General features: G+C 40.3%; 19 protein-coding genes and 1 other RNA gene. 14 read left to right on the top strand and 6 right to left on the bottom strand.

What is annotated here, in order from left to right:
* The first annotated feature begins 54 nt into the window (after positions 1–54).
* From mscL to L4F92_RS10145, 8 genes are all read left to right on the top strand, one after another.
* Positions 55–453 carry a large-conductance mechanosensitive channel protein MscL gene (mscL, locus tag L4F92_RS10110; RefSeq protein WP_250363624.1) on the top strand — a complete coding sequence of 133 codons (399 nt, stop codon included), beginning with the start codon at positions 55–57 and terminating at the stop codon, positions 451–453.
* Positions 454–568: 115 nt separating this feature from the next.
* Entirely contained in the window at positions 569–982 is a 414-nt protein-coding gene (gene rraB, locus L4F92_RS10115; protein ID WP_250363625.1) for a ribonuclease E inhibitor RraB, read from the top strand.
* Between the two features lie 149 nt (positions 983–1,131).
* Positions 1,132–1,830 carry an SIMPL domain-containing protein gene (locus L4F92_RS10120; RefSeq protein WP_250350969.1) on the top strand — a complete coding sequence of 233 codons (699 nt, stop codon included), beginning with the start codon at positions 1,132–1,134 and terminating at the stop codon, positions 1,828–1,830.
* Between the two features lie 60 nt (positions 1,831–1,890).
* On the top strand, positions 1,891–2,499 hold the full coding sequence (slyD, locus tag L4F92_RS10125) for a peptidylprolyl isomerase (protein WP_250363626.1): 609 nt from the start codon (positions 1,891–1,893) through the stop codon (positions 2,497–2,499).
* A gap of 174 nt (positions 2,500–2,673) precedes the next feature.
* Complete coding sequence (gene pepE, locus L4F92_RS10130; protein ID WP_250363627.1) at positions 2,674–3,393, top strand: dipeptidase PepE; 720 nt, start codon at positions 2,674–2,676, stop codon at positions 3,391–3,393.
* 10 nt (positions 3,394–3,403) lie between these two features.
* Complete coding sequence (dcuC, locus tag L4F92_RS10135; protein WP_250363628.1) at positions 3,404–4,696, top strand: C4-dicarboxylate transporter DcuC; 1,293 nt, start codon at positions 3,404–3,406, stop codon at positions 4,694–4,696.
* Between the two features lie 186 nt (positions 4,697–4,882).
* Positions 4,883–6,214: a 30S ribosomal protein S12 methylthiotransferase RimO gene (rimO, locus tag L4F92_RS10140; RefSeq protein WP_250363629.1), complete on the top strand. Its 1,332-nt coding sequence runs from the start codon at positions 4,883–4,885 to the stop codon at positions 6,212–6,214.
* Positions 6,199–6,690 (top strand): low molecular weight protein-tyrosine-phosphatase, encoded by a 492-nt coding sequence (locus L4F92_RS10145; protein WP_250363630.1) that lies wholly within the window; start codon positions 6,199–6,201, stop codon positions 6,688–6,690. Before rimO ends, L4F92_RS10145 begins: the two co-directional genes overlap by 16 nt.
* A 122-nt stretch (positions 6,691–6,812) precedes the next feature.
* Here the strand turns inward: L4F92_RS10145 and L4F92_RS10150 are convergent, their stop codons facing one another.
* From L4F92_RS10150 to L4F92_RS10160, 3 genes are all read right to left on the bottom strand, one after another.
* Positions 6,813–7,388 carry a 5-formyltetrahydrofolate cyclo-ligase gene (locus L4F92_RS10150; RefSeq protein ID WP_250363631.1) on the bottom strand — a complete coding sequence of 192 codons (576 nt, stop codon included), beginning with the start codon at positions 7,386–7,388 and terminating at the stop codon, positions 6,813–6,815.
* A gap of 10 nt (positions 7,389–7,398) precedes the next feature.
* A non-coding RNA gene (gene ssrS / locus L4F92_RS10155) (6S RNA) lies at positions 7,399–7,595 on the bottom strand.
* 85 nt (positions 7,596–7,680) lie between these two features.
* Positions 7,681–7,983 carry a cell division protein ZapA gene (locus L4F92_RS10160; protein ID WP_250363632.1) on the bottom strand — a complete coding sequence of 101 codons (303 nt, stop codon included), beginning with the start codon at positions 7,981–7,983 and terminating at the stop codon, positions 7,681–7,683.
* A gap of 144 nt (positions 7,984–8,127) precedes the next feature.
* Between L4F92_RS10160 and L4F92_RS10165 the strand changes: the two genes are divergently transcribed.
* The 4 genes from L4F92_RS10165 to L4F92_RS10180 are packed head-to-tail and all read left to right on the top strand — an operon-like array spanning position 8,128 to position 12,394.
* Positions 8,128–8,673 (top strand): UPF0149 family protein, encoded by a 546-nt coding sequence (locus L4F92_RS10165; RefSeq protein ID WP_250364598.1) that lies wholly within the window; start codon positions 8,128–8,130, stop codon positions 8,671–8,673.
* An 11-nt stretch (positions 8,674–8,684) separates the two neighbouring features.
* Entirely contained in the window at positions 8,685–9,998 is a 1,314-nt protein-coding gene (gene pepP / locus L4F92_RS10170) for a Xaa-Pro aminopeptidase (RefSeq protein WP_250363633.1), read from the top strand.
* A gap of 18 nt (positions 9,999–10,016) precedes the next feature.
* Positions 10,017–11,228, top strand: coding sequence for a 2-octaprenyl-6-methoxyphenyl hydroxylase (ubiH, locus tag L4F92_RS10175; protein WP_250363634.1), 1,212 nt, complete (start codon positions 10,017–10,019; stop codon positions 11,226–11,228).
* The gene (locus tag L4F92_RS10180; protein ID WP_250363635.1) at positions 11,225–12,394 is read left to right on the top strand and encodes an FAD-dependent monooxygenase; all 1,170 of its coding nucleotides are present in this window, start codon (positions 11,225–11,227) and stop codon (positions 12,392–12,394) included. The genes ubiH and L4F92_RS10180 overlap by 4 nt, the downstream gene beginning before the upstream one ends.
* Before the next feature lie 335 nt (positions 12,395–12,729).
* Here L4F92_RS10180 and L4F92_RS10185 read toward each other — a convergent pair whose 3' ends face one another.
* Both L4F92_RS10185 and iolB read right to left on the bottom strand, forming a co-directional pair.
* Complete coding sequence (locus L4F92_RS10185; RefSeq protein WP_250350994.1) at positions 12,730–14,193, bottom strand: catalase; 1,464 nt, start codon at positions 14,191–14,193, stop codon at positions 12,730–12,732.
* Between the two features lie 208 nt (positions 14,194–14,401).
* Complete coding sequence (gene iolB, locus L4F92_RS10190; protein ID WP_250363636.1) at positions 14,402–15,235, bottom strand: 5-deoxy-glucuronate isomerase; 834 nt, start codon at positions 15,233–15,235, stop codon at positions 14,402–14,404.
* Between the two features lie 242 nt (positions 15,236–15,477).
* Between iolB and L4F92_RS10195 the strand changes: the two genes are divergently transcribed.
* Both L4F92_RS10195 and L4F92_RS10200 read left to right on the top strand, forming a co-directional pair.
* Positions 15,478–16,986 (top strand): CoA-acylating methylmalonate-semialdehyde dehydrogenase, encoded by a 1,509-nt coding sequence (locus L4F92_RS10195; protein ID WP_250350996.1) that lies wholly within the window; start codon positions 15,478–15,480, stop codon positions 16,984–16,986.
* A 61-nt stretch (positions 16,987–17,047) separates the two neighbouring features.
* On the top strand, positions 17,048–18,184 hold the full coding sequence (locus L4F92_RS10200) for a Gfo/Idh/MocA family protein (RefSeq protein WP_250350997.1): 1,137 nt from the start codon (positions 17,048–17,050) through the stop codon (positions 18,182–18,184).
* A gap of 66 nt (positions 18,185–18,250) precedes the next feature.
* Here L4F92_RS10200 and pnuC read toward each other — a convergent pair whose 3' ends face one another.
* The gene (gene pnuC, locus L4F92_RS10205) at positions 18,251–18,931 is read right to left on the bottom strand and encodes a nicotinamide riboside transporter PnuC (RefSeq protein WP_250350998.1); all 681 of its coding nucleotides are present in this window, start codon (positions 18,929–18,931) and stop codon (positions 18,251–18,253) included.
* Positions 18,932–19,007 lie beyond the last annotated feature (76 nt).

Raw genomic sequence — 19,007 nt, forward strand, 5'->3', positions numbered from 1 at the left:
TCATATAATAGCCGCCGCTGATTAATCCTTTCAGCCTTTATTTAGGAGTATTTTATGAGTTTTATGAAAGAATTCCGCGAATTTGCAATGCGTGGAAATGTGGTGGATATGGCTGTCGGTGTAGTTATCGGTGGTGCATTTGGTAAAATCGTAAGTTCATTTGTCGCTGATGTGATTATGCCAGTTTTAGGTTTATTCACAGGTGGCGTAGATTTCAAAGATTTACACCTTGTACTAAAAGAAGCGGTAGGTGATGTGCCAGCAGTAACGTTAAACTACGGTGTATTCGTACAAAATATCGTTGACTTCGTGATCATTGCATTTGCAATTTTCTTAGTTGTGAAAGGAATGAACAAAATGAAGAAACCAGCAGAAGAGCCAGAAGCAGCACCTGCTGAGCCTTCAAATGAAGAAAAATTATTAACTGAAATCCGTGATTTATTAAAAAAATAATTCGCTGAATAGAAAAAATCTTCCTTATAAATAGGAAGATTTTTTTTATCCTAAATTTGGATAACGTAGTAAAATAAGGGCATATATTTACTTTACACACAAAAGGAGAAATCCAATGACTAACATTCCGCATATTGAAGATGCGCAAACAGAAACGCGTGAAATTATTCAGAATTTACTCAATGACGGTAGCGATCCTGAAGCACTTTATATTATTGAGCATCATATTTCTCATAATGATTTTGAACAATTAGAAAAAATTGCTGTTGATGTATTTAAGGCTGGCTATGAAGTGTCTGATGCAGAAGAGTGGGAAGAGGAAGAAACTGGCAAGATCTTTTATTCCTTTGATGCTATTAGCGAAATTGAATTAAAGGCTGAATTAATTGATGCACAACAAAAAGAATTATTTCCACTTATCGCTAAATTCAATGGCATTTATGACGGCTGGGGAACATATTTTGAAGATCCTAATGCTGAAGACGATGAATATGGCGAAGATGGTGAATTTTTTGATGATGAAGAATAAGATTGCGCAAAATTTTTAAAAATCACACCGCACTTTATTTTCAGCAAAATATAAGTGCGGTGCTTTTTTATAGATTTTTTTATCTTCGGAACTATTTTCATTTTTTTCTGTCGATATAGCAATAAATCAATTAATTTATAAGGAATTTTATGCGTTTAAAACAACTTACTTTTGCCTTAATGGCATTACCATTATCGTTATCTACCTATGCTGCAGAGAATACTCATAATATAGTGAGTTTTTCTGTTGATGTTGAAAAAGAACTTTCGCATGATTTACTTCAAGCTACCTTGTTTACCCAAGCGGAAAACAAAGATCTTGCGTTGGCGAATAAAGAAGTGAGCAATAAAATTAATCAAGCCTTTGAGATATTAAAATCCTATCCGGACGTTGAATTAAGTGATAATTCACGTAGTACACAAGTCCGTTATAACAGTGATGGCAAACAAAATGGCTGGATTGCGCGCGCCCAGTTAGTGTTGCAAAGTAAAAATAATGAAGCCTTATCTAATGCAATGACGAAACTTAATGGTATTTTGGCAATTGAATATGTAAACTCTCAAGTGTCTTCTGCTGCAATTAATCGAGTTGAAGACGAAATGACAAAACAGGCGCTTGAACAATTAAACCGCAAGGCAAACTTAATTCAACAATCACTTGGTGCAAAAGGCTATAAAATTGTGGAATTAAATATCCGCACTCCAATGGAAAGCGGACGCTTTGTGGCTCGCCCTTATGCTATGGCGAAAATGGCAAGTTCAATGTCGAATGATGAGGTGCAATTAGGCAACGGCAAAGCTAACGTAAGAGCAAGCATTGAGGCAAAAATTCAGCTAGTTCAGGAATAATGACAGCCAGCCCCATTTCTTATACAATGAGGCAATTTTAACAAGCCAACGAGGTTATCAATGAAAGTTGCAAAAAATGTGGTGGTGAGCATTGCTTACCAAGTTCGTACTGAAGATGGAGTATTAGTCGATGAAGCTCCAGTCAATCAGCCTTTAGAATATTTACAAGGGCATAATAATTTAGTCATTGGCTTAGAGAAAGCCCTAGAAGGTAAATCTGTTGGTGATAAATTTGAAGTTCGCGTAAAACCAGAGGAAGGTTACGGGGAATATAATGAAAATCTTGTTCAACGTGTACCAAAAGATGTGTTTGTTGGTGTCGATGAGCTTGTCGCAGGAATGCGCTTTATCGCCGATACCGATGTAGGACCATTACCTGTTGTGATCACGGAAGTAAGTGAGAATGATGTGGTTGTCGATGGTAATCATATGCTCGCAGGACAAGAATTATTATTTGATGTAGAAGTAGTTGCAACACGTGAAGCAACCTTAGAGGAAATCGCTCATGGTCATATCCACCAAGAGGGCGGTTGCTGTGGTGGACACGGTGATAGCGATGAAGAAGGGCACGGCTGTGGTTGTGGCGGTCATCACCATCATCATAACCACGATCACCACCATCATCACGATGGTGAAGGTTGCTGCGGAAATGGCGGCTGTAAGCATTAAGGCTAGAGAATTATGTTGAACCACGCAAATCGCGTGGTTTTTTTATGATCTTTCGCAAGAAATCTTATTTTTCATTCTTGATTTTATTTCTTTTTTATTCTGACTACGCATAATAGAGAAATACGAATCACCTAATATTAGGTATTAATTGAACACTTTTATAAGGAGAAAAACATGAAAAAGATGTTATTAATGAGTGGATCAAAATATAAAGATACAGGTTATTTGGTACATTGTATGCCGTGGCTGAAAACTTTTCTTTCTGAATACCGAGGAAAAACCATTGGATTTGTCCCTTATGCTGGTGTCAGCCGTAGCTATGATGAATATGAAAATGGAGTAAAACAAGCATTTGCTGAATTAGAGATGGATATTATTTCTGTTCATCGAGGAAAAACACACCTTGATATTATCGAACAAGCTGATGTGATCGCAATTGGTGGCGGTAACACGTTCTGCCTGCTTAATGGGTTGTATGAACATCATTTATTAGATGCCATTCGTCAAAAAGTACAACAAGGCACACCTTATTTTGGTTGGAGCGCTGGTGCCAATGTGGCTGGTAAAAGTATTATGACAACCAATGATATGCCAATTCTTTATCCCCCTTCCTTTGATGCTTTAAATCTATTTCCTCACCAAATTAATCCACACTTTATTTCAGGTAAAATAGCAGGACATAATGGTGAAAGTCGTGAAGAGCGTTTAGCGGAGTTTTTAATGATTAATCCTGAATCACAGGTTTACGCATTACCTGAAGGCACGGCATTGCATATTCAGGGGCAACAAGCAAGTGTACTAGATATTAGTCAAGCACAACAAAGTGCGGTGTTAAAATTGAGCAAAAATGGGGCTTGTCAGTCTTACCTCGCTGGATCGATTTTTAATTATTAAGGAGAATAATATGCTTGAACTTAAATCTTTCGTGGCAATTTTGGGCGTTGTTGTTGCAGTTTATTTATTGGTAAAAAAATATGAAACGCGTACCGTATTAATTGGTTTAGGCTTATTAATGTCTTTATTAACGCTCAACCCAATGGGGGCGTTCGATGCCTTTGCTAAATCAATGACCAGCAGTGGATTAATTATGGCAATCTGTTCCAGTATGGGCTTTGCTTATGTGATGAAATACACAAAATGTGATACACATCTTGTGCATTTAATGACTCGACCCTTATCAGGACTAAGATTTTTCTTAATTCCTTTTGCCACAATGATTACTTTTTTTATTAATATTGCGATTCCTTCAGCAGCCGGTTGCGCTGCCGCCGTTGGCGCAACATTAATCCCCGTGTTAAAAAGTGCAGGTGTGCGACCTGCTACGGCTGGGGCAGCCATTTTGGCTGGCACATTTGGTTCAATGATGAGTCCCGGCTCTTCTCATTCTGCAATGATTGCCGAAATGTCAAATTTAACGATTACGCAAGTCAATTTATCTCATGCACCTTATACGATTATCGCTGGTGCGATTGCAGCGGTTTCGCTAACTTTAGTCGCATTAATGCTAAAAGATTATGGCGAAGAACATCGCCAAGCCTATTTAGCAGAAGCTAAAGAATCTGAACAATCTTTCCAAAAATCAAACATTTTCTTTGCCATTGCACCTTTATTACCATTGGTGATTTTAGTAATTGGTGGAACCACTTTACAAGAAATCCCGGCACTTGCTTGGACGAAAATGGGAGTACCGCAAGCAATGTTAATTGGGGCAATTTATGCCATTCTCGTTACACGTATTTCTCCAGCTAAAATTACAGAAGAATTTTTTAATGGAATGGGGAGCGCTTATGCAAATGTGTTAGGCATTATTATTTCAGCGAGTGTTTTTGTGGCAGGGCTAAAATCGACTGGTGCCATTGACAGCGCCATTGAATTTCTTAAGCATTCAAACGAATTTGTCCGTTGGGGGGCAACGATTGGTCCATTCTTAATGGGCTTACTCACAGGTTCTGGCGATGCGGCAGCAATCGCCTTTAACACAGCAGTAACACCACACGCAGTCGAATTAGGCTACACACACTTAAACCTTGGTATGGCGGCCGCTATTACCGGGGCTATTGGACGCACTGCCTCGCCAATCGCAGGCGTAACGATTGTTTGTGCAGGATTAGCGATGGTTAGCCCAGTGGATATTGTTAAACGTACAGGTTTAGGAATGGTGCTTGCTGTACTATTCTTGGCATTATTTATGCTTTAATTTTTTCACGGTGGGAAAATTTAACATATTCCCACCGCACTTTATTATTCCTTCAGTCTAAAAAAGCCATCTGACTTTCTTCGCATAAAGTGCGGTGCTTTTTTCTGTAAATTTCCCCTCACTTATCGCCTTTTGCATACGAATTTTGTACAATGCACCGTTTTGAGTGATTATTGAGATTATTTTATGAGTTCAGCACCAAATATTGGTTTTATTAGTTTAGGTTGTCCTAAAAATTTAGTGGATTCAGAACGTATTTTGACGGAGCTGCGTTCTGATGGGTATAACATTATTCCAAGTTATGAAAATGCCGATTTAGTGATCGTTAACACCTGCGGATTTATTGACAGCGCGGTGCAAGAGTCGTTAGAAGCCATTGGTGAAGCGTTAGAAGAAAATGGTAAAGTGATTGTTACAGGCTGTTTGGGGGCAAAAGAAGATCGTATCCGTGAAGTACATCCAAAGGTATTAGAAGTAACTGGCCCACATAGTTATGAGGCAGTGATGACACAAGTGCATAAATATGTACCAAAACCCGCACATAACCCTTATATCAGTCTTGTGCCAGCGCAAGGGGTAAAATTAACCCCAAAACATTATGCCTATTTGAAAATTTCAGAAGGCTGTGATCATCGTTGTACTTTCTGTATTATCCCTTCAATGCGCGGTGATTTAGATAGCCGTCCGATTACGCAAGTCTTAGATGAAGCCAAACGCCTTGCTGATGCTGGGGTGAAAGAGCTACTTATCGTGTCGCAAGATACTTCAGCGTATGCCTTGGATCAGGGTAAAGAAAATCAAAATAAAACGGTTTTCTGGAATGGTAAGCCAATCAAAAATAATCTGATCAGCCTGTGTGAGCAGTTGGCGACCTTAGGCATTTGGGTGCGTTTGCATTATGTATATCCTTATCCGCACGTGGATAATTTAATTCCACTTATGGCGCAAGGCAAAATCTTGCCTTATTTAGATATTCCATTACAACACGCAAGCCCAAAAATTTTGAAAGCAATGAAGCGTCCGGGGTCTATTGATCGCACGTTAGAACGTATAAAAAAATGGCGTGAAATTTGCCCTGAATTAACCTTACGTTCCACTTTTATTGTTGGCTTCCCGGGTGAAACGGAGGAAGATTTTCAACAACTATTAGATTTCTTACAGGAAGCCCAGCTTGATCGAGTTGGCTGTTTCAAATTTAGCCCTGTTGAAGGTGCACCAGCCACAGATATGCCAGATCAAGTACCAGAAGACGTAAAAGAAGCGCGTTTCCACCGTTTTATGCAAGTACAACAAGCTATTTCAGCACAACGCTTACAGCAAAAAATTGGCAAAATCCTGCCTGTCATTGTGGACGAAATAGATGAAGAAGGGATTATCGGACGCTCAATGGCGGATGCCCCAGAAATTGATGGCGTGGTGTATGTAGATAACTTATCTCACCAAGCTGTGAGCGTAGGACAAGTGATTAACGTAACGATCACACAAGCCGATGAATATGATTTATGGGGAACCTGCTAATGGTTGCGCCAGTGAACGTGTTATTTGTCTGTTTGGGGAACATTTGCCGTTCCCCAATGGCGGAATATCTTTTCCGTGAAAAAGTGAAACAAGCAGGCTTAGCCAATAAAATGATGAGTGATAGTGCTGGCACATCTGGCTGGCACGATGGCGAGGATATGCATTGCGGTACAGCTGAAACCCTTGAATTACATCATATTGATAATAAAGGTTTTACTAGCCGAAAAGTGCGGTTAAAAGATTGGCAAGATTTTGATTATATTATTGCTATGGATAACCAAAATTTAGCCGATTTAGAAAAATTATTTGGACATCACCCTGAAAAATTATTTCAAATCACTCAGCTTTGTCCTGATTTAGGTATCGATCATATCCCTGATCCTTGGTACACCAAGAATTTTACCCAAACTTACGAATTATTAGATCAATGTTGTGATGCCTTGTTAGCACACATTCGTAAAGAAAAATCTTGTTAAAAACCACCGCACTTTTGTTGATAAAAGCTGATAGGTTATGGCTATCAGCTTTTCTTTTTGTTATAAATTTCTCTTGATATGGAGAAATTTATTGATGGTTTATTTTAAAGGTAGGTTGCTTTTTACCCCACAAACACCCCAAACAAGGGGATATCCCAACTTTCTATGGGTAATGCGTCCACTTGTTGGCATTGGTGTGCTAAGCCGATAGGAAGGAAGTTTTTTTGTTGCCAGTTTTGTAATGTTCTGTCATAAAAGCCACCGCCCATTCCAAGACGGTTGCCTTGTTTATCAAAGGCAACAAGTGGGGTGAAAAGAATATCAAGTGTATTGGTTGGAAGCACATTTCGTACATCTAATCTAGGTTCTAAAATACCAAATTTGTTTTTTTGTAATGGACTATCTGATTGATAGCGGAGAAATAACAAATGATTCGCTGCAAAAGGATGTAATACGGGAAGATAAACAGAGAGGTTTTGTTGCCACAATTTCTGAATAAGCAGTTTGGTTGAGATTTCTCCGTCAAAAGAAAGGTATAATCCAATATGTTTAGCCTGTTTTTGCGTGATAAAATCAAGCGCTTGTTGGGTAATATTTTGTTCAGCAAGGCGCTGTTGAGCAGGGCTAAGAGATTGTCTTAATTGACGAATGTGTTGGCGAATAATTTGACGCTGTTGATTGCAGGTTGTAAGGTTCATTGCATTGACGGAAGAACCCGAGATGCCGTTGTGGATGGTCGGTCCTTGAACCCTACGGTTCAAGGGAATCAGTCATTATCGTTTTTAGGCTTCTTACATCAGGGCTTGCGCCAAGGTAAGCTTGCACACCAACAATAGGAAACCAATTCATAAGATGTTAAGTATCGGCTCAGGGACGTAACCCACTGGCGAACATCTCAGGTAATCTTTAAATTTGTGGTAATACTAACGCAATTTAGTCGTATTGACTAGCTTAATTTTTCCAATTCTTGGTTAAGATCATATTATTTCATCAAGTATTGTTTTTTTGTGCCAAAATGCCTTCTAAAGAATTATCCAGTTGTCTGATTTGTGTGCTAACGACTTGTTCAATTTTCTGCGTAACTTGCTGCTGTTGGATAAGTTCATAACTTAGGTTTAATGCCACGATAGAAAGCACTTTCTCTAATTGCAATATCCCTGTGCGTTCCTTCATTTCAGATACTCGTTGATCTAATGCGCGAGCAGCTTGGCGTAAGGCATCGTGTTGATCTTCTTGACAATTTAAACGTAACACCTGTCCTAATACAGATAATTCAATGCTTTGCGATGACATACTTATCCTCAGTGAAAATAAATTTTTTGCTATTATGCCATAGCAAATATTTTTCGTCATAAAAATCCGCCTGATTGTGGTTAGCTTAATCTAACAGTGCTAAACTACACCTATCTTTAGCAAAAGGAAAAAATTATGTCTGATATTCTCTCTTATGACGAATTAGCCCAAAAACTCCGCCAAGCCACCATTCCTGTTACTGCTGCCGAATTACACGGCTTGCTTACTGGCTTAATTTGTGGTGCGGCAAGTGAGCAAAAATGGCCCATTTTTATGAATGAATTTACCAATAATGGTGAGGCCTACCCTACCCCTTTATTAAAAGACATATCGGCACTTTACCACGATATTCAGCATCACCTAGAAGATATTGATAGCTTCAATTTTCAACTTTTCTTGCCAGAAAACGGCGATGTGTTTAACGAAATTGATGCCCTTTCAGAATGGACAAGCCACTTTTTGCTCGGTTTAGGGCTAGTGCAAGCTCAAATGGATAAAGAAACGGGGGAAATTGGTGAAGCGTTAGATGATCTGCAACATATTGCAGTGTTAGCTTATGAAGAAGACGACGATCCTGAAGAACTGGCGGAATCCTTAGAACAAGTGGTGGAATATGTCCGCACCTTAGTGGCGGTGCTTTATGCCCATTATCGCCCTTATCAGGCTCAACAAAAAACCGTATTACACTAAGGAGAAAGACGATGGATCTTGCTTATTTAGCCCAAATCCCTGCTGACGAATTTGTCCAACGGCGTGAAAAATTGCTGGCACAAATGGCGGATAATTCCTTAGCCATTATTTTCTCTGCACAAGAACAGGTGCGTAACAACGACAACCATTATCCCTTCCGCCAAGACAGCTATTTTTGGTATTTCACCGGCTTTAATGAACCTGATGCGATTTTGGTATTAGCCAAAACGGCACAACGCGCTCGCACCCTATTGTTTTTACGTCCTTCTGATCCTCTAATGGAAACGTGGAACGGACGTCGCTTGGGCGTGGAAAGTGCCGCGGCTAAATTAAATCTAGACGAAGCCTATTGTATTGAAGATTTTGTGCCACAATGGCAAAAAATCAGCAAAAATTTCACCGCACTTTACCATAACCCCGCCTCTCAGCCTTGGGGTAATCAGCGGCTTAAAGAAAGTGCGGTGCAATTTTCGCAAGTTTTGAATTGGGCAGACTATGTAGATGAAATGCGTTTAATCAAATCAGCGAATGAAATTGCCTTATTACAACAAGCAGGGCAAATTAGCGCCCTTGGGCATTTACGCGCAATGAAACAAACGCGTCCAAACCGCTTAGAGTTTGAAATTGAAGGGGAATTGCTACACGAATTTAACCGTTTTGGCGCACGTTTCCCCTCTTTTAACTGTATTGTTGCTGGAGGCGATAACGCTTGTATTCTGCATTACAATGAAAATGATCAGCCTTTGAAAGAGGGCGAATTAGTACTAGTCGATGCTGGCTGTGAATTTGCCTACTATGCTGGCGATATTACGCGTACTTATCCCGTTAATGGCAAATTCAGCCAAGCCCAGCGAGATATTTATGAAATCGTGCTAAACGCACAAAAACACGCCATAAAATCCTTAGTGGCAGGCAATAATATTCAGCAAGTGAATCAAGATGTTATCCGCATTAAAGTGGAAGGCTTGGTACGTTTGGGTATTTTGCAAGGCGAGGTGGAACAACTGATTGCAGAGGAAGCCTACAAAGCCTTTTATATGCACGGTTTAGGTCATTGGCTTGGTATTGATGTCCACGATGTGGGGCGTTATAGCCTTAAAACAGACAGCAAATTACGCGATCGACCATTAGAAGTAGGTATGGTGCTAACGGTGGAACCCGGTTTGTATATTCCAACTAATGCGGATGTGCCTGAGCAATATAAAGGCATTGGCGTTCGTATTGAAGATGATATTGTGATCACAGAATATGGCAACAAAGTGCTAACCAGTGCCGTACCAAAAGAAATTGATGAAATCGAACAAGTGATGGCACAGAACGCGTAAAATTAAAATGGGGCAGAAATGGAACAAATTGAGCATTATGATGTGATTATCGTAGGCGGCGCAATGGCAGGTTGCACCCTCGCTTTAGCCTTAAGTGCGCAAACACAAGGCACAATGCGCATTGCGTTACTAGAAAAACAAGCGCCGCAACAGCATCAGCAAAGCGGTTTTGATGCGCGTTGCATTGCCCTTTCGGCGGGAACTTGCCAACAACTTGCTCGGCTCACTTTACCTAATACGCAATCATTATGGCAACAAATTTCTCCCCTTGCCTGCCCTATTGAGCATATTCACGTGTCTGACAAAGGACACAGTGGCTTAGTGGAATTTCACGCCGATGAATTTCAGTTAAAACAACTGGGTGCAGTGGTTGCATTGCAACCGATGGGCGAAATATTGCTTGCGGCAATCAAACACTATGACAACATTGATTATTTTTCCCCGATGAACATTGCACAAATTCAGTTTGATAAAGAGCGGGTGAAAATTTCGCTAAAAAACCACCGCACTTTATCTTGCCAGCTTATTATCGGCGCGGATGGCACCCAATCTTTGGTGGCAAAATCAGCCAACATCGCTATCAACAAGGTGCGTGATTATCAACAAACGGCGATTATCACCAATCTTCAAGTGCAACAGCCTCATCAACAGCGTGCCTTTGAACGTTTCACTGCGGAAGGTCCGCTCGCATTATTACCGATGACGGATAATTTGATGTCCTTAGTCTGGTGCGTGAAAGATCCTCAATATTTAATGGGGCTAACGGACGACGCCTTTCTTGCTCGTTTGCAACAACACTTCGGCTGGAGGCTCGGCAAATTGCAGCAATGCGGCAAGCGTTTTGCGTATCCTTTGGCGTTATATCAAGCCAGCCAGCATATTCATCACCGCACTGCGCTGATCGGTAATGCCGCGCAAACCTTGCATCCCATTGCGGGACAAGGCTTTAATCTGGGGATACGTGATGTCATTTGCCTTGCCAAGTTATTAAGCCAAGCCTTTATACAAGGGCAAGATCTCGGCACATACGCCTTATTAAAGCAATATGAAAAAGCACGCCAAGCGGATCAAACGCAGTTAATCAACTTAACGGACGGCTTGGTTTCGCTCTTTGCCAATACATTATTGCCATTACAAATTGGACGAAATTTGGGGCTAATGGCAATGGCGCAATCTCACTTACTCAAACAACACTTTATCAAACCGACATTAGGGTGGTTAGCACAATGAAAAATTTTGATCTCATTATTATCGGTGGTGGAATGGTGGGGCTGGCACTTGCCGCCAAATTAAAACATACCGCAATGCGCATCGCCCTAATCGAATCTCATCCGCCGCATTTTTCTTCCACGCATATCGCTTATCGTGTGAGCGCCTTGAACCTTGCCAGTGAGCATTTTCTGCAAGAACTCAATGCGTGGCAAACCATTCAAACGACGCGCGCAACGGCTTACGATAAAATGTCTGTGTGGGAAAAAGATAGCTTTGCCAAAATTGAATTTGATACCAAAGGGTTAGGTATTTCTCACCTTGGGCATATTGTGGAAAATCCGATCATTCAGCATAGCCTTTGGCAACAAGTGGACGCACAAGAGAATATTGAGATTTTCACCGAGATGGCTCAGAATATCGGTATTAACGAAAGCAGCGCGATTCTTACCTTAACTGATGGGCAAATGTTAGTGGGAAAATTAGTTGTGGGCGCAGATGGAGCAAATTCTTGGCTGCGGCAAAAAGCCAATATTCCGCTTATTTTCCGTGATTACGGGCAATATGCGTTGGTCTGCAACGTCAAAACCGCAGAGTCACACCAACATTGCGCAAGACAAATTTTTGCCCCCGACAGTATTTTGGCATTCTTACCATTACATCAAGAAAATCTCTGTTCTATTGTGTGGTCACTTCCGCCAGAGCAAGCTAAACAACTTCGTGATTGCGATCCTGCACAATTCAACAAACAACTAAGCATTGCTTTTGATAATCAACTTGGGCTATGCGAACTCCAAAGCGAACGCCAAGCGATTCCACTCACCGCGCGCTATGCACGCAACTTCGCGCAGCCGCGTATCGCTTTAATTGGCGATGCGGCTCACACCATTCATCCACTGGCAGGACAAGGGGTAAACCTAGGCTTGCAAGATGCGTTACTGCTTGCCCAAGAAATTGAAAAACACGTTGCATTAGGTTTAGACATCGGTGAATATCGCAACCTGCGTTATTACGAACGTACACGTAAGACAGAAGCAGTAAAAATGCTCATCGCAATGCAAGGCTTAAAAGATCTCTTTGCCGGCAACAATCCACTAAAAAAACTCGCCCGCGGTATCGGCCTTCGCGCCACAAATCAGTTTGGATTATTAAAAGAACAGCTTATTCGTCAAGGATTAGGGATTTGATTTCAAAAATGTTCATTCTTGTTTCTTTTCCAATATGACCACTAGATTGTTCCTTTAAGAGAATGATGATTAATAAGTGGAAGAAATAAGTACCAACGTTATAGAAAATATAAGCAAACATACAAAACGTTAGGGGCTATACCAGATAAGCCCTAAATCCTACACCATTTCCACAACGTTTTAAGTTGGTCTTTTGCTGTCTAAAAGTTAAACTGAAAATCCCATTCTTTCAAGAAGAATGGGAACTTTTTGGGATCAGATCACTGCTCCTAGCATTGATTATTTTTTCAACTTCTAGGAGCAGAGTGAGCAAGGTTGCTTTTATTGATGAGGGATTATGCCCAACCTAATGCTTTCTTAATGCCTGCGCCATAGGCTGGATCACACTTGGTGCAGTTGTCGATATGACGCTGTTTGATGAAATCTGGCGCATCACCTAAGGCACGTGCAGTGTTTTCAAATAGCACTTGTTTTTGTTCGGCAGTCATTAATTGGAACAATGCACGTGGTTGGCTGAAGTAATCTGCATCATCTTCACGATAATTCCAAAAGTCTGCATCCCCTGTGATTTTCAACGGCGGTTCTTTGTATTGTGGTTGCTCTTGCCATTGACTAAAGCTATTTGGTTCATAATGTGGCAAACTACCATAGTTTGCATCTACACGTCCTTGCCCATCACGATGGTTGCTATGTACTGGACAACGCGCACGATTAACAGGGATTTGCTGATAGTTTACCCCTAAACGATAACGTTGTGCATCGGCATAGTTGAATAAACGAGCTTGTAGCATACGGTCTGGTGATACACTAATTCCCGGCACTAAATTACTTGGTGCAAACGCCGATTGTTCTACATCTAAAAAGAAGTTTTCTGGATTACGATTAAGTTCAAATTCCCCCACCTCAATTAATGGATAATCTTTTTTAGGCCATACTTTGGTAAGATCAAAAGGGTGATAAGGCACTTTTTCCGCATCTTGCTCTGGCATAATTTGTACAAACATTGTCCATTTTGGAAAATCACCACGCTCAATCGCTTCATATAAATCGCGTTGGTGGCTTTCTCGATCTTTACCGATAATGGCTTCCGCTTCGGCATCAGTAAGATTTTTAATGCCCTGCTGTGTGCGGAAGTGGAATTTCACCCAAAAGCGCTCATTTTCAGCATTAATAAAGCTATAAGTGTGTGAACCATAACCGTGCATATGGCGATAGCTGGCAGGGATACCTCGATCGCTCATAACAATGGTGACTTGATGAAGTGCTTCTGGTAACAATGTCCAGAAATCCCAGTTATACGTTGCTGAACGCATATTAGTACGAGGATCGCGTTTTACTGCTTTATTCAGATCTGGGAATTTGCGCGGATCGCGTAAGAAGAAGACAGGCGTATTGTTGCCTACCATATCCCAATTTCCTTCTTCGGTATAAAATTTCAGCGCAAAACCACGAATATCACGTTCTGCATCTGCCGCCCCACGCTCACCCGCTACGGTTGTGAAGCGTGCAAACATTTCAGTTTTCTTACCAATTTCACTAAAAATTTTTGCACGGGTATATTGAGTAATATCGTGGGTGACCGTGAATGTACCGAATGCGCCAGAACCTTTGGCGTGCATACGACGTTCTGGGATCACTTCACGTACGAAGTTCGCCAATTTTTCTTGTAACCATATATCTTGAGCTAAAAGTGGACCACGTGGTCCTGCCGTTAAACTATTTTGGTTATCCACCACTGGCGCCCCAAAGTCTGTCGTTAAATGGGTAACTGGGCATTTTTTGATTGAATTGTCAGTCATTTTTTTTCCTTAGTGAGTGATATAGGAGATTAATTTCCCCAAATCATAGCAGTATTGAGGCAAATTTGGCTAAACGATAATTTTTATTGATTTAATAGGGATAAAGAGGTGTTAAAAATAGAGCTAAACAAAAGTGCGGTGTAAAAATGGTAAATTTTGATCTGCTTCCCAAATTTACACTACACTTAGTTTCAAGAAGATATCTTTTCTATTTAGAAAATTTATCTGCATATTCCTGGCTATTGATCCATTGGTGATCTGTTTCCCAAGTAAACCGCCATTTACGAACAGGGCCTGCCATAACATTGAGATAATAATTGTTATAACCCGCAATGGTCGCAACAGGATGATAACCTTTTGGAACTTGCACAACATCGCCATCATAAACAGCCATACATTCATCTAAGCTACGATCATCAGTATAAACTCGTTGCAAACAAAATCCTTGAGCTGGTTCAAAACGGTGGTAATAGGTTTCTTCTAGGTAAGTTTCGGCTTCACTATCTTTTTGATCGTGTTTATGGCTCGGAAATGAACTCGTGTTTCCCTCGTCGGTAAATACTTCTACAACTAATAAGGCATCAGCGGATTCCGTTTCTGGCAAAATATTATGCACAAGGCGTTTATTATTACCAAATCCTCGTTGCTCAACACCAACGTCTTCAGGTGTGATTAAACGTACAGATAAATTACCTTCACTTGGTGCGCGGCAAACGGCTAATTCTAAATAACTTTCAGCTTCGATTTCAACTTGATGATGATGAGGGACATAAAGAGAATAAGGTGGAATACGCTCGAAAGGGGATTGGCGCTTACCAATATGTTTAAAGACTTGTCCTGCTGTCGAAATCGTGCATTTCCCCGCTAAAACTACAAAACATACTTCAGTATTTTCTGTATCAAAGCTCAAACTTTGCTTAGGTTGCAGATGATAACATTCAAACCCAACATATTCCCAATTAGCACTCTTAGGTGTTATTTTTTGTACTAGACCATTAGGCGCAGGATTTTGTTTGGCTGATTTTGATAATAGATAGCTCATATTAACCTCTCATCTTAGACTATTAGGTAGATTTTGCCCAAATCATAGATCAGATGGTGAAATACTGTTAGAAAAAATTGTCAAATATCCAACGTAGATCACAAAAATGAAATAATTATTTCATTTTTACGCAAGATGAATTGAAAAATTTGTTTCATTATTCTAATCTAATTCTCACTTGACTTTGTGCCAAGCATAATCAGATGAATCATTCATTTCACTTTTAGATTAAGGAGTAAAGAATGGAAACCGTTTTAAACTTTATTAATGGAAAACAGGTTGAAAGTAAGGGCGAAAAAGTATGGCCAATTTTTAACCCTGCAACAGGAAAACAAATTCGACAAGTGCATATGAGTACGGAAGCAGAAGTATTGGAGGCTGTTGAGGTAGCACAAAAAGCTTTCCCTGAATGGGCAGCGACTTCGCCACTACGTCGAGCGAGAGTGTTATTTAAGTTTAAAGAACTATTACAGCGTGATTGGGATTCTCTAGCTCGTTTAATTACTGAAGAGCATGGTAAAGTTTATTCTGATTCTTGTGGTGAATTAACTCGTGGTTTAGAAGTCGTCGAATTTGCCTGTGGTATCCCACATTTACTAAAAGGTGAGTTTTCAGAGCAAGCAGGACGAGGTATTGATATTCATTCCACAATGCAACCTTTAGGCGTTTGTATTGGTATTACCCCATTTAACTTTCCTGCAATGGTGCCAATGTGGATGTTTCCCGTGGCATTAGCTTGTGGTAATACCTTTATTTTGAAACCTGCGAAAACTGATCCTTCACTTTCTATTCGTCTTGCTGAATTATTAAAAGAAGCAGGTTTGCCAGATGGTGTGTTTAATGTCGTTCACGGGGATCGCCACGATAATGAAATTTTATTGCGAGATCCACGTGTTAAAGCAGTGAGTTTTGTTGGCTCGACAACAGCGGCAGAATATGTCCATAAAGTGGGTTCTGAACACGGCAAACGTGTGCAAGCACTTGGCGCTGCGAAAAATCACGGTTTAGTGATGCCTGATGTGGATATTAATGCTACTGCAGATGCCTTACTAGGCGCCGCTTTTGGTGCGGCTGGTGAACGCTGTATGGCACTACCAATTGCAGTAACCATTGACGATGACACTGCGGATAAATTAGTGGCAGCACTCAAACCAAAAGTAGAAGCCTTACGCTATGGACCAGGTATTCCAACAGAGGGCGAAAAAGAAATGGATTTTGGCCCCCTTATTACACAGCAACATCTCAACAATGTAACGAAATACATTGATAAAGGTGTGGAAGAAGGTGCTACTTTAGTCGTAGATGGACGTAATAAAAAACCAGCAGGTTATGAAGATGGTTTCTTTATTGGAGGTACATTATTCGATCACGTTACTGAGAATATGGTTATTTACAAAGAAGAAATTTTTGGCCCTGTGCTAGGTATTGTTCGAGCGAAAAACTTTGAAGATGCAATGCGTTTAATCAATGATCACCAGTTTGGTAATGGCGCTGCTATTTTCACCAATAGCGGTGCAGCGGCTCGAGAATTCTCATATCGTGTTCAAGCTGGAATGATTGGAGTGAATATCCCAATTCCAGTTCCGATGGCGTTCCATTGTTTTGGTGGTTGGAAAGGTTCAGCTTTTGGCGCATTAAATGTATATGGTCCAGATGGCGTGCGTTTCTATACTAAGATGAAAACTGTGACGACACGTTGGCCAGAACAAAATATGGACTCTCAAGCAGCATTTAGTATGCCAACCTTATAATAAAAACATAAAAGAGATTTCTGTGATGGAAATCTCTTTTTTCTTGCATAAGGAAAAAGAAATGAAAAAAGTAAGAATTGGATTAATTGGTACAGGATATATTGGGCGTTGTCATGCGATTGCTTATGCGCAAGCGCCAACGGTTTTCCCGCTAGATGCTGAATTAGAATGTGATTATCTAGCTGAAATAACGCCTGAGTTAGCCGCCGAAAAAGCCAAAGCCTTTGGCTTTAAACGATCTACAGGAAATTGGCGTGATGTGGTGCAAGATCCTGATATTGATGTGGTAGATATTTGCACCCCCAACTTTCTACATAAAGAAATTGCCTTAGCAGCGATTGAGCAAGGTAAACATATTTATTCAGAAAAACCTCTTGCGTTAACTGCGGAAGATGCCAAATTAATGTATCAAGCTGCAAAAAAAGCAGGGGTAAAAACCCTTGTAGGATTTAATTATATTAAGAATCCAACCACTCAGCTTGCGAAAGAAATCATAGCGCGAGGAGAAATTGGGGACATTATTCATTTTTATGGAACACATAATGAAGATTATCTCGCCGATCCCAATACACCAAGAGATTGGCATTGTATTCGAGAAAAAGCAGGACTGGGTGCGCTAGGTGATCTCGCGGCACATATTATACAAATGTCACAGTATCTTGTAGGTAGCCAAATTCAACGTGTAGTTGGAGATATGGATACTGTAATCAAAATGCGTCCAAATCCACAAAATTTGAATGAACAGCTCCCAGTAGAAAATGAAGATCAAGCGGCAGCAATCGTACGTTTTGCTAACGGTTGTATGGGAACGATTGAAACTTCTCGCATTGCTTGTGGACGTAAAATGGGACTAAGTTATGTTATAACAGGAACTAAGGGGACTATCAGCTACACGCAAGAAAGAATGGCTGAGCTAAAATTGTATCTTCACTCAGATGATCCAGCACGACAAGGTTTTAAAACTTTACTTACCGGCCCACTTCACCCTGATTATAAGCATTTCTGTGTAAGTGCTGGGCATGGTATTGGCTTTAATGATCAAAAAACAGTGGAAATTCGAGATCTTATCAATGGTATAGCAAATAATAAACCAATGTATCCCGATTTTGAAGAAGGCTTTAAGGTTTCTCGTGTTCTTGATGCAATAGCAGTGTCTTATCGTGAAAAACGTTGGGTTAATGTAGAAGAAATTGCCTAACCATCTTAAATACATAAAAAAACTTGGCTATTATGCCAAGTTTTTCATTTTTAAGTGCGGTCTTTTTTAGGCATTTTTTGCAAGTTTCGACCAGTTGTAATAGCCATATAATGAATTAAGCAAGTAAGCACCATACATTAAATACATAGCAGGGGTTTCTGCCCATAGTATGACAGAGAGAATGTTGATAATAATCCATAAAATCCACTGTTCGCTATAACGCAAAATCATCAATAATTGTGCGGCAATAACAAGTACCGTGGTAACACCATCTAAGCCGACTGAATTACCATCAGTGGTTTTTAAAATACTAATAAAGGTAGCAGAACCTAGTACCACAAGGGTGATGAGGGTTGTCCAGCCTTTTAAGGTGAGAAATTTAGCAATTACCGTTTCACTTTGTTCTGCGTTATTACGCATATTTTCTTTCCATAAGAAATAACCGATAAATTGCGCAGGGATATAAACATAAAGCGTGGTGGTCATTTCGCCATAAAACTTATTATCTAAAGACACATAGAAATAGCTATAAGCAAAAATCAAGCCGAAGAAATAGTTACTGATTTTCCCTTTCCCGACAAAGACCACGCATAAAATCCCTGAAATACCCGCGAGCGCTTCTAACCACGACACAGGGGATTGTACATAGGCATAAACCTGTGCCGCAATAAACAAGAAAAGCCAGACAACTTCAAAGGGTTTCCAGCCACCAAAAAATTCATTTTTGAGCGTCTGAGATAAGCGCATTGTATTATCCTCAATAAGTGAAATAAAAACCTTGCGATTTTTACACCGCACTTTTTAAAAGTCAAGGATAAGCTAC

The sequence above is a fragment of the Avibacterium sp. 21-595 genome, assembly GCF_023611905.1.
GTDB lineage: Bacteria > Pseudomonadota > Gammaproteobacteria > Enterobacterales > Pasteurellaceae > Avibacterium.

Coding starts and splice junctions, on each gene's coding strand:
- mscL (WP_250363624.1), top strand. CDS start 55: ATGAGTTTTATGAAAGAATTCCGCGAATTTGCAATGCGTGGAAATGTG.
- rraB (WP_250363625.1), top strand. CDS start 569: ATGACTAACATTCCGCATATTGAAGATGCGCAAACAGAAACGCGTGAA.
- L4F92_RS10120 (WP_250350969.1), top strand. CDS start 1,132: ATGCGTTTAAAACAACTTACTTTTGCCTTAATGGCATTACCATTATCG.
- slyD (WP_250363626.1), top strand. CDS start 1,891: ATGAAAGTTGCAAAAAATGTGGTGGTGAGCATTGCTTACCAAGTTCGT.
- pepE (WP_250363627.1), top strand. CDS start 2,674: ATGAAAAAGATGTTATTAATGAGTGGATCAAAATATAAAGATACAGGT.
- dcuC (WP_250363628.1), top strand. CDS start 3,404: ATGCTTGAACTTAAATCTTTCGTGGCAATTTTGGGCGTTGTTGTTGCA.
- rimO (WP_250363629.1), top strand. CDS start 4,883: ATGAGTTCAGCACCAAATATTGGTTTTATTAGTTTAGGTTGTCCTAAA.
- L4F92_RS10145 (WP_250363630.1), top strand. CDS start 6,199: ATGGGGAACCTGCTAATGGTTGCGCCAGTGAACGTGTTATTTGTCTGT.
- L4F92_RS10150 (WP_250363631.1), bottom strand. CDS start 7,388: ATGAACCTTACAACCTGCAATCAACAGCGTCAAATTATTCGCCAACAC.
- L4F92_RS10160 (WP_250363632.1), bottom strand. CDS start 7,983: ATGTCATCGCAAAGCATTGAATTATCTGTATTAGGACAGGTGTTACGT.
- pepP (WP_250363633.1), top strand. CDS start 8,685: ATGGATCTTGCTTATTTAGCCCAAATCCCTGCTGACGAATTTGTCCAA.
- ubiH (WP_250363634.1), top strand. CDS start 10,017: ATGGAACAAATTGAGCATTATGATGTGATTATCGTAGGCGGCGCAATG.
- L4F92_RS10180 (WP_250363635.1), top strand. CDS start 11,225: ATGAAAAATTTTGATCTCATTATTATCGGTGGTGGAATGGTGGGGCTG.
- L4F92_RS10185 (WP_250350994.1), bottom strand. CDS start 14,193: ATGACTGACAATTCAATCAAAAAATGCCCAGTTACCCATTTAACGACA.
- iolB (WP_250363636.1), bottom strand. CDS start 15,235: ATGAGCTATCTATTATCAAAATCAGCCAAACAAAATCCTGCGCCTAAT.
- L4F92_RS10195 (WP_250350996.1), top strand. CDS start 15,478: ATGGAAACCGTTTTAAACTTTATTAATGGAAAACAGGTTGAAAGTAAG.
- L4F92_RS10200 (WP_250350997.1), top strand. CDS start 17,048: ATGAAAAAAGTAAGAATTGGATTAATTGGTACAGGATATATTGGGCGT.
- pnuC (WP_250350998.1), bottom strand. CDS start 18,931: ATGCGCTTATCTCAGACGCTCAAAAATGAATTTTTTGGTGGCTGGAAA.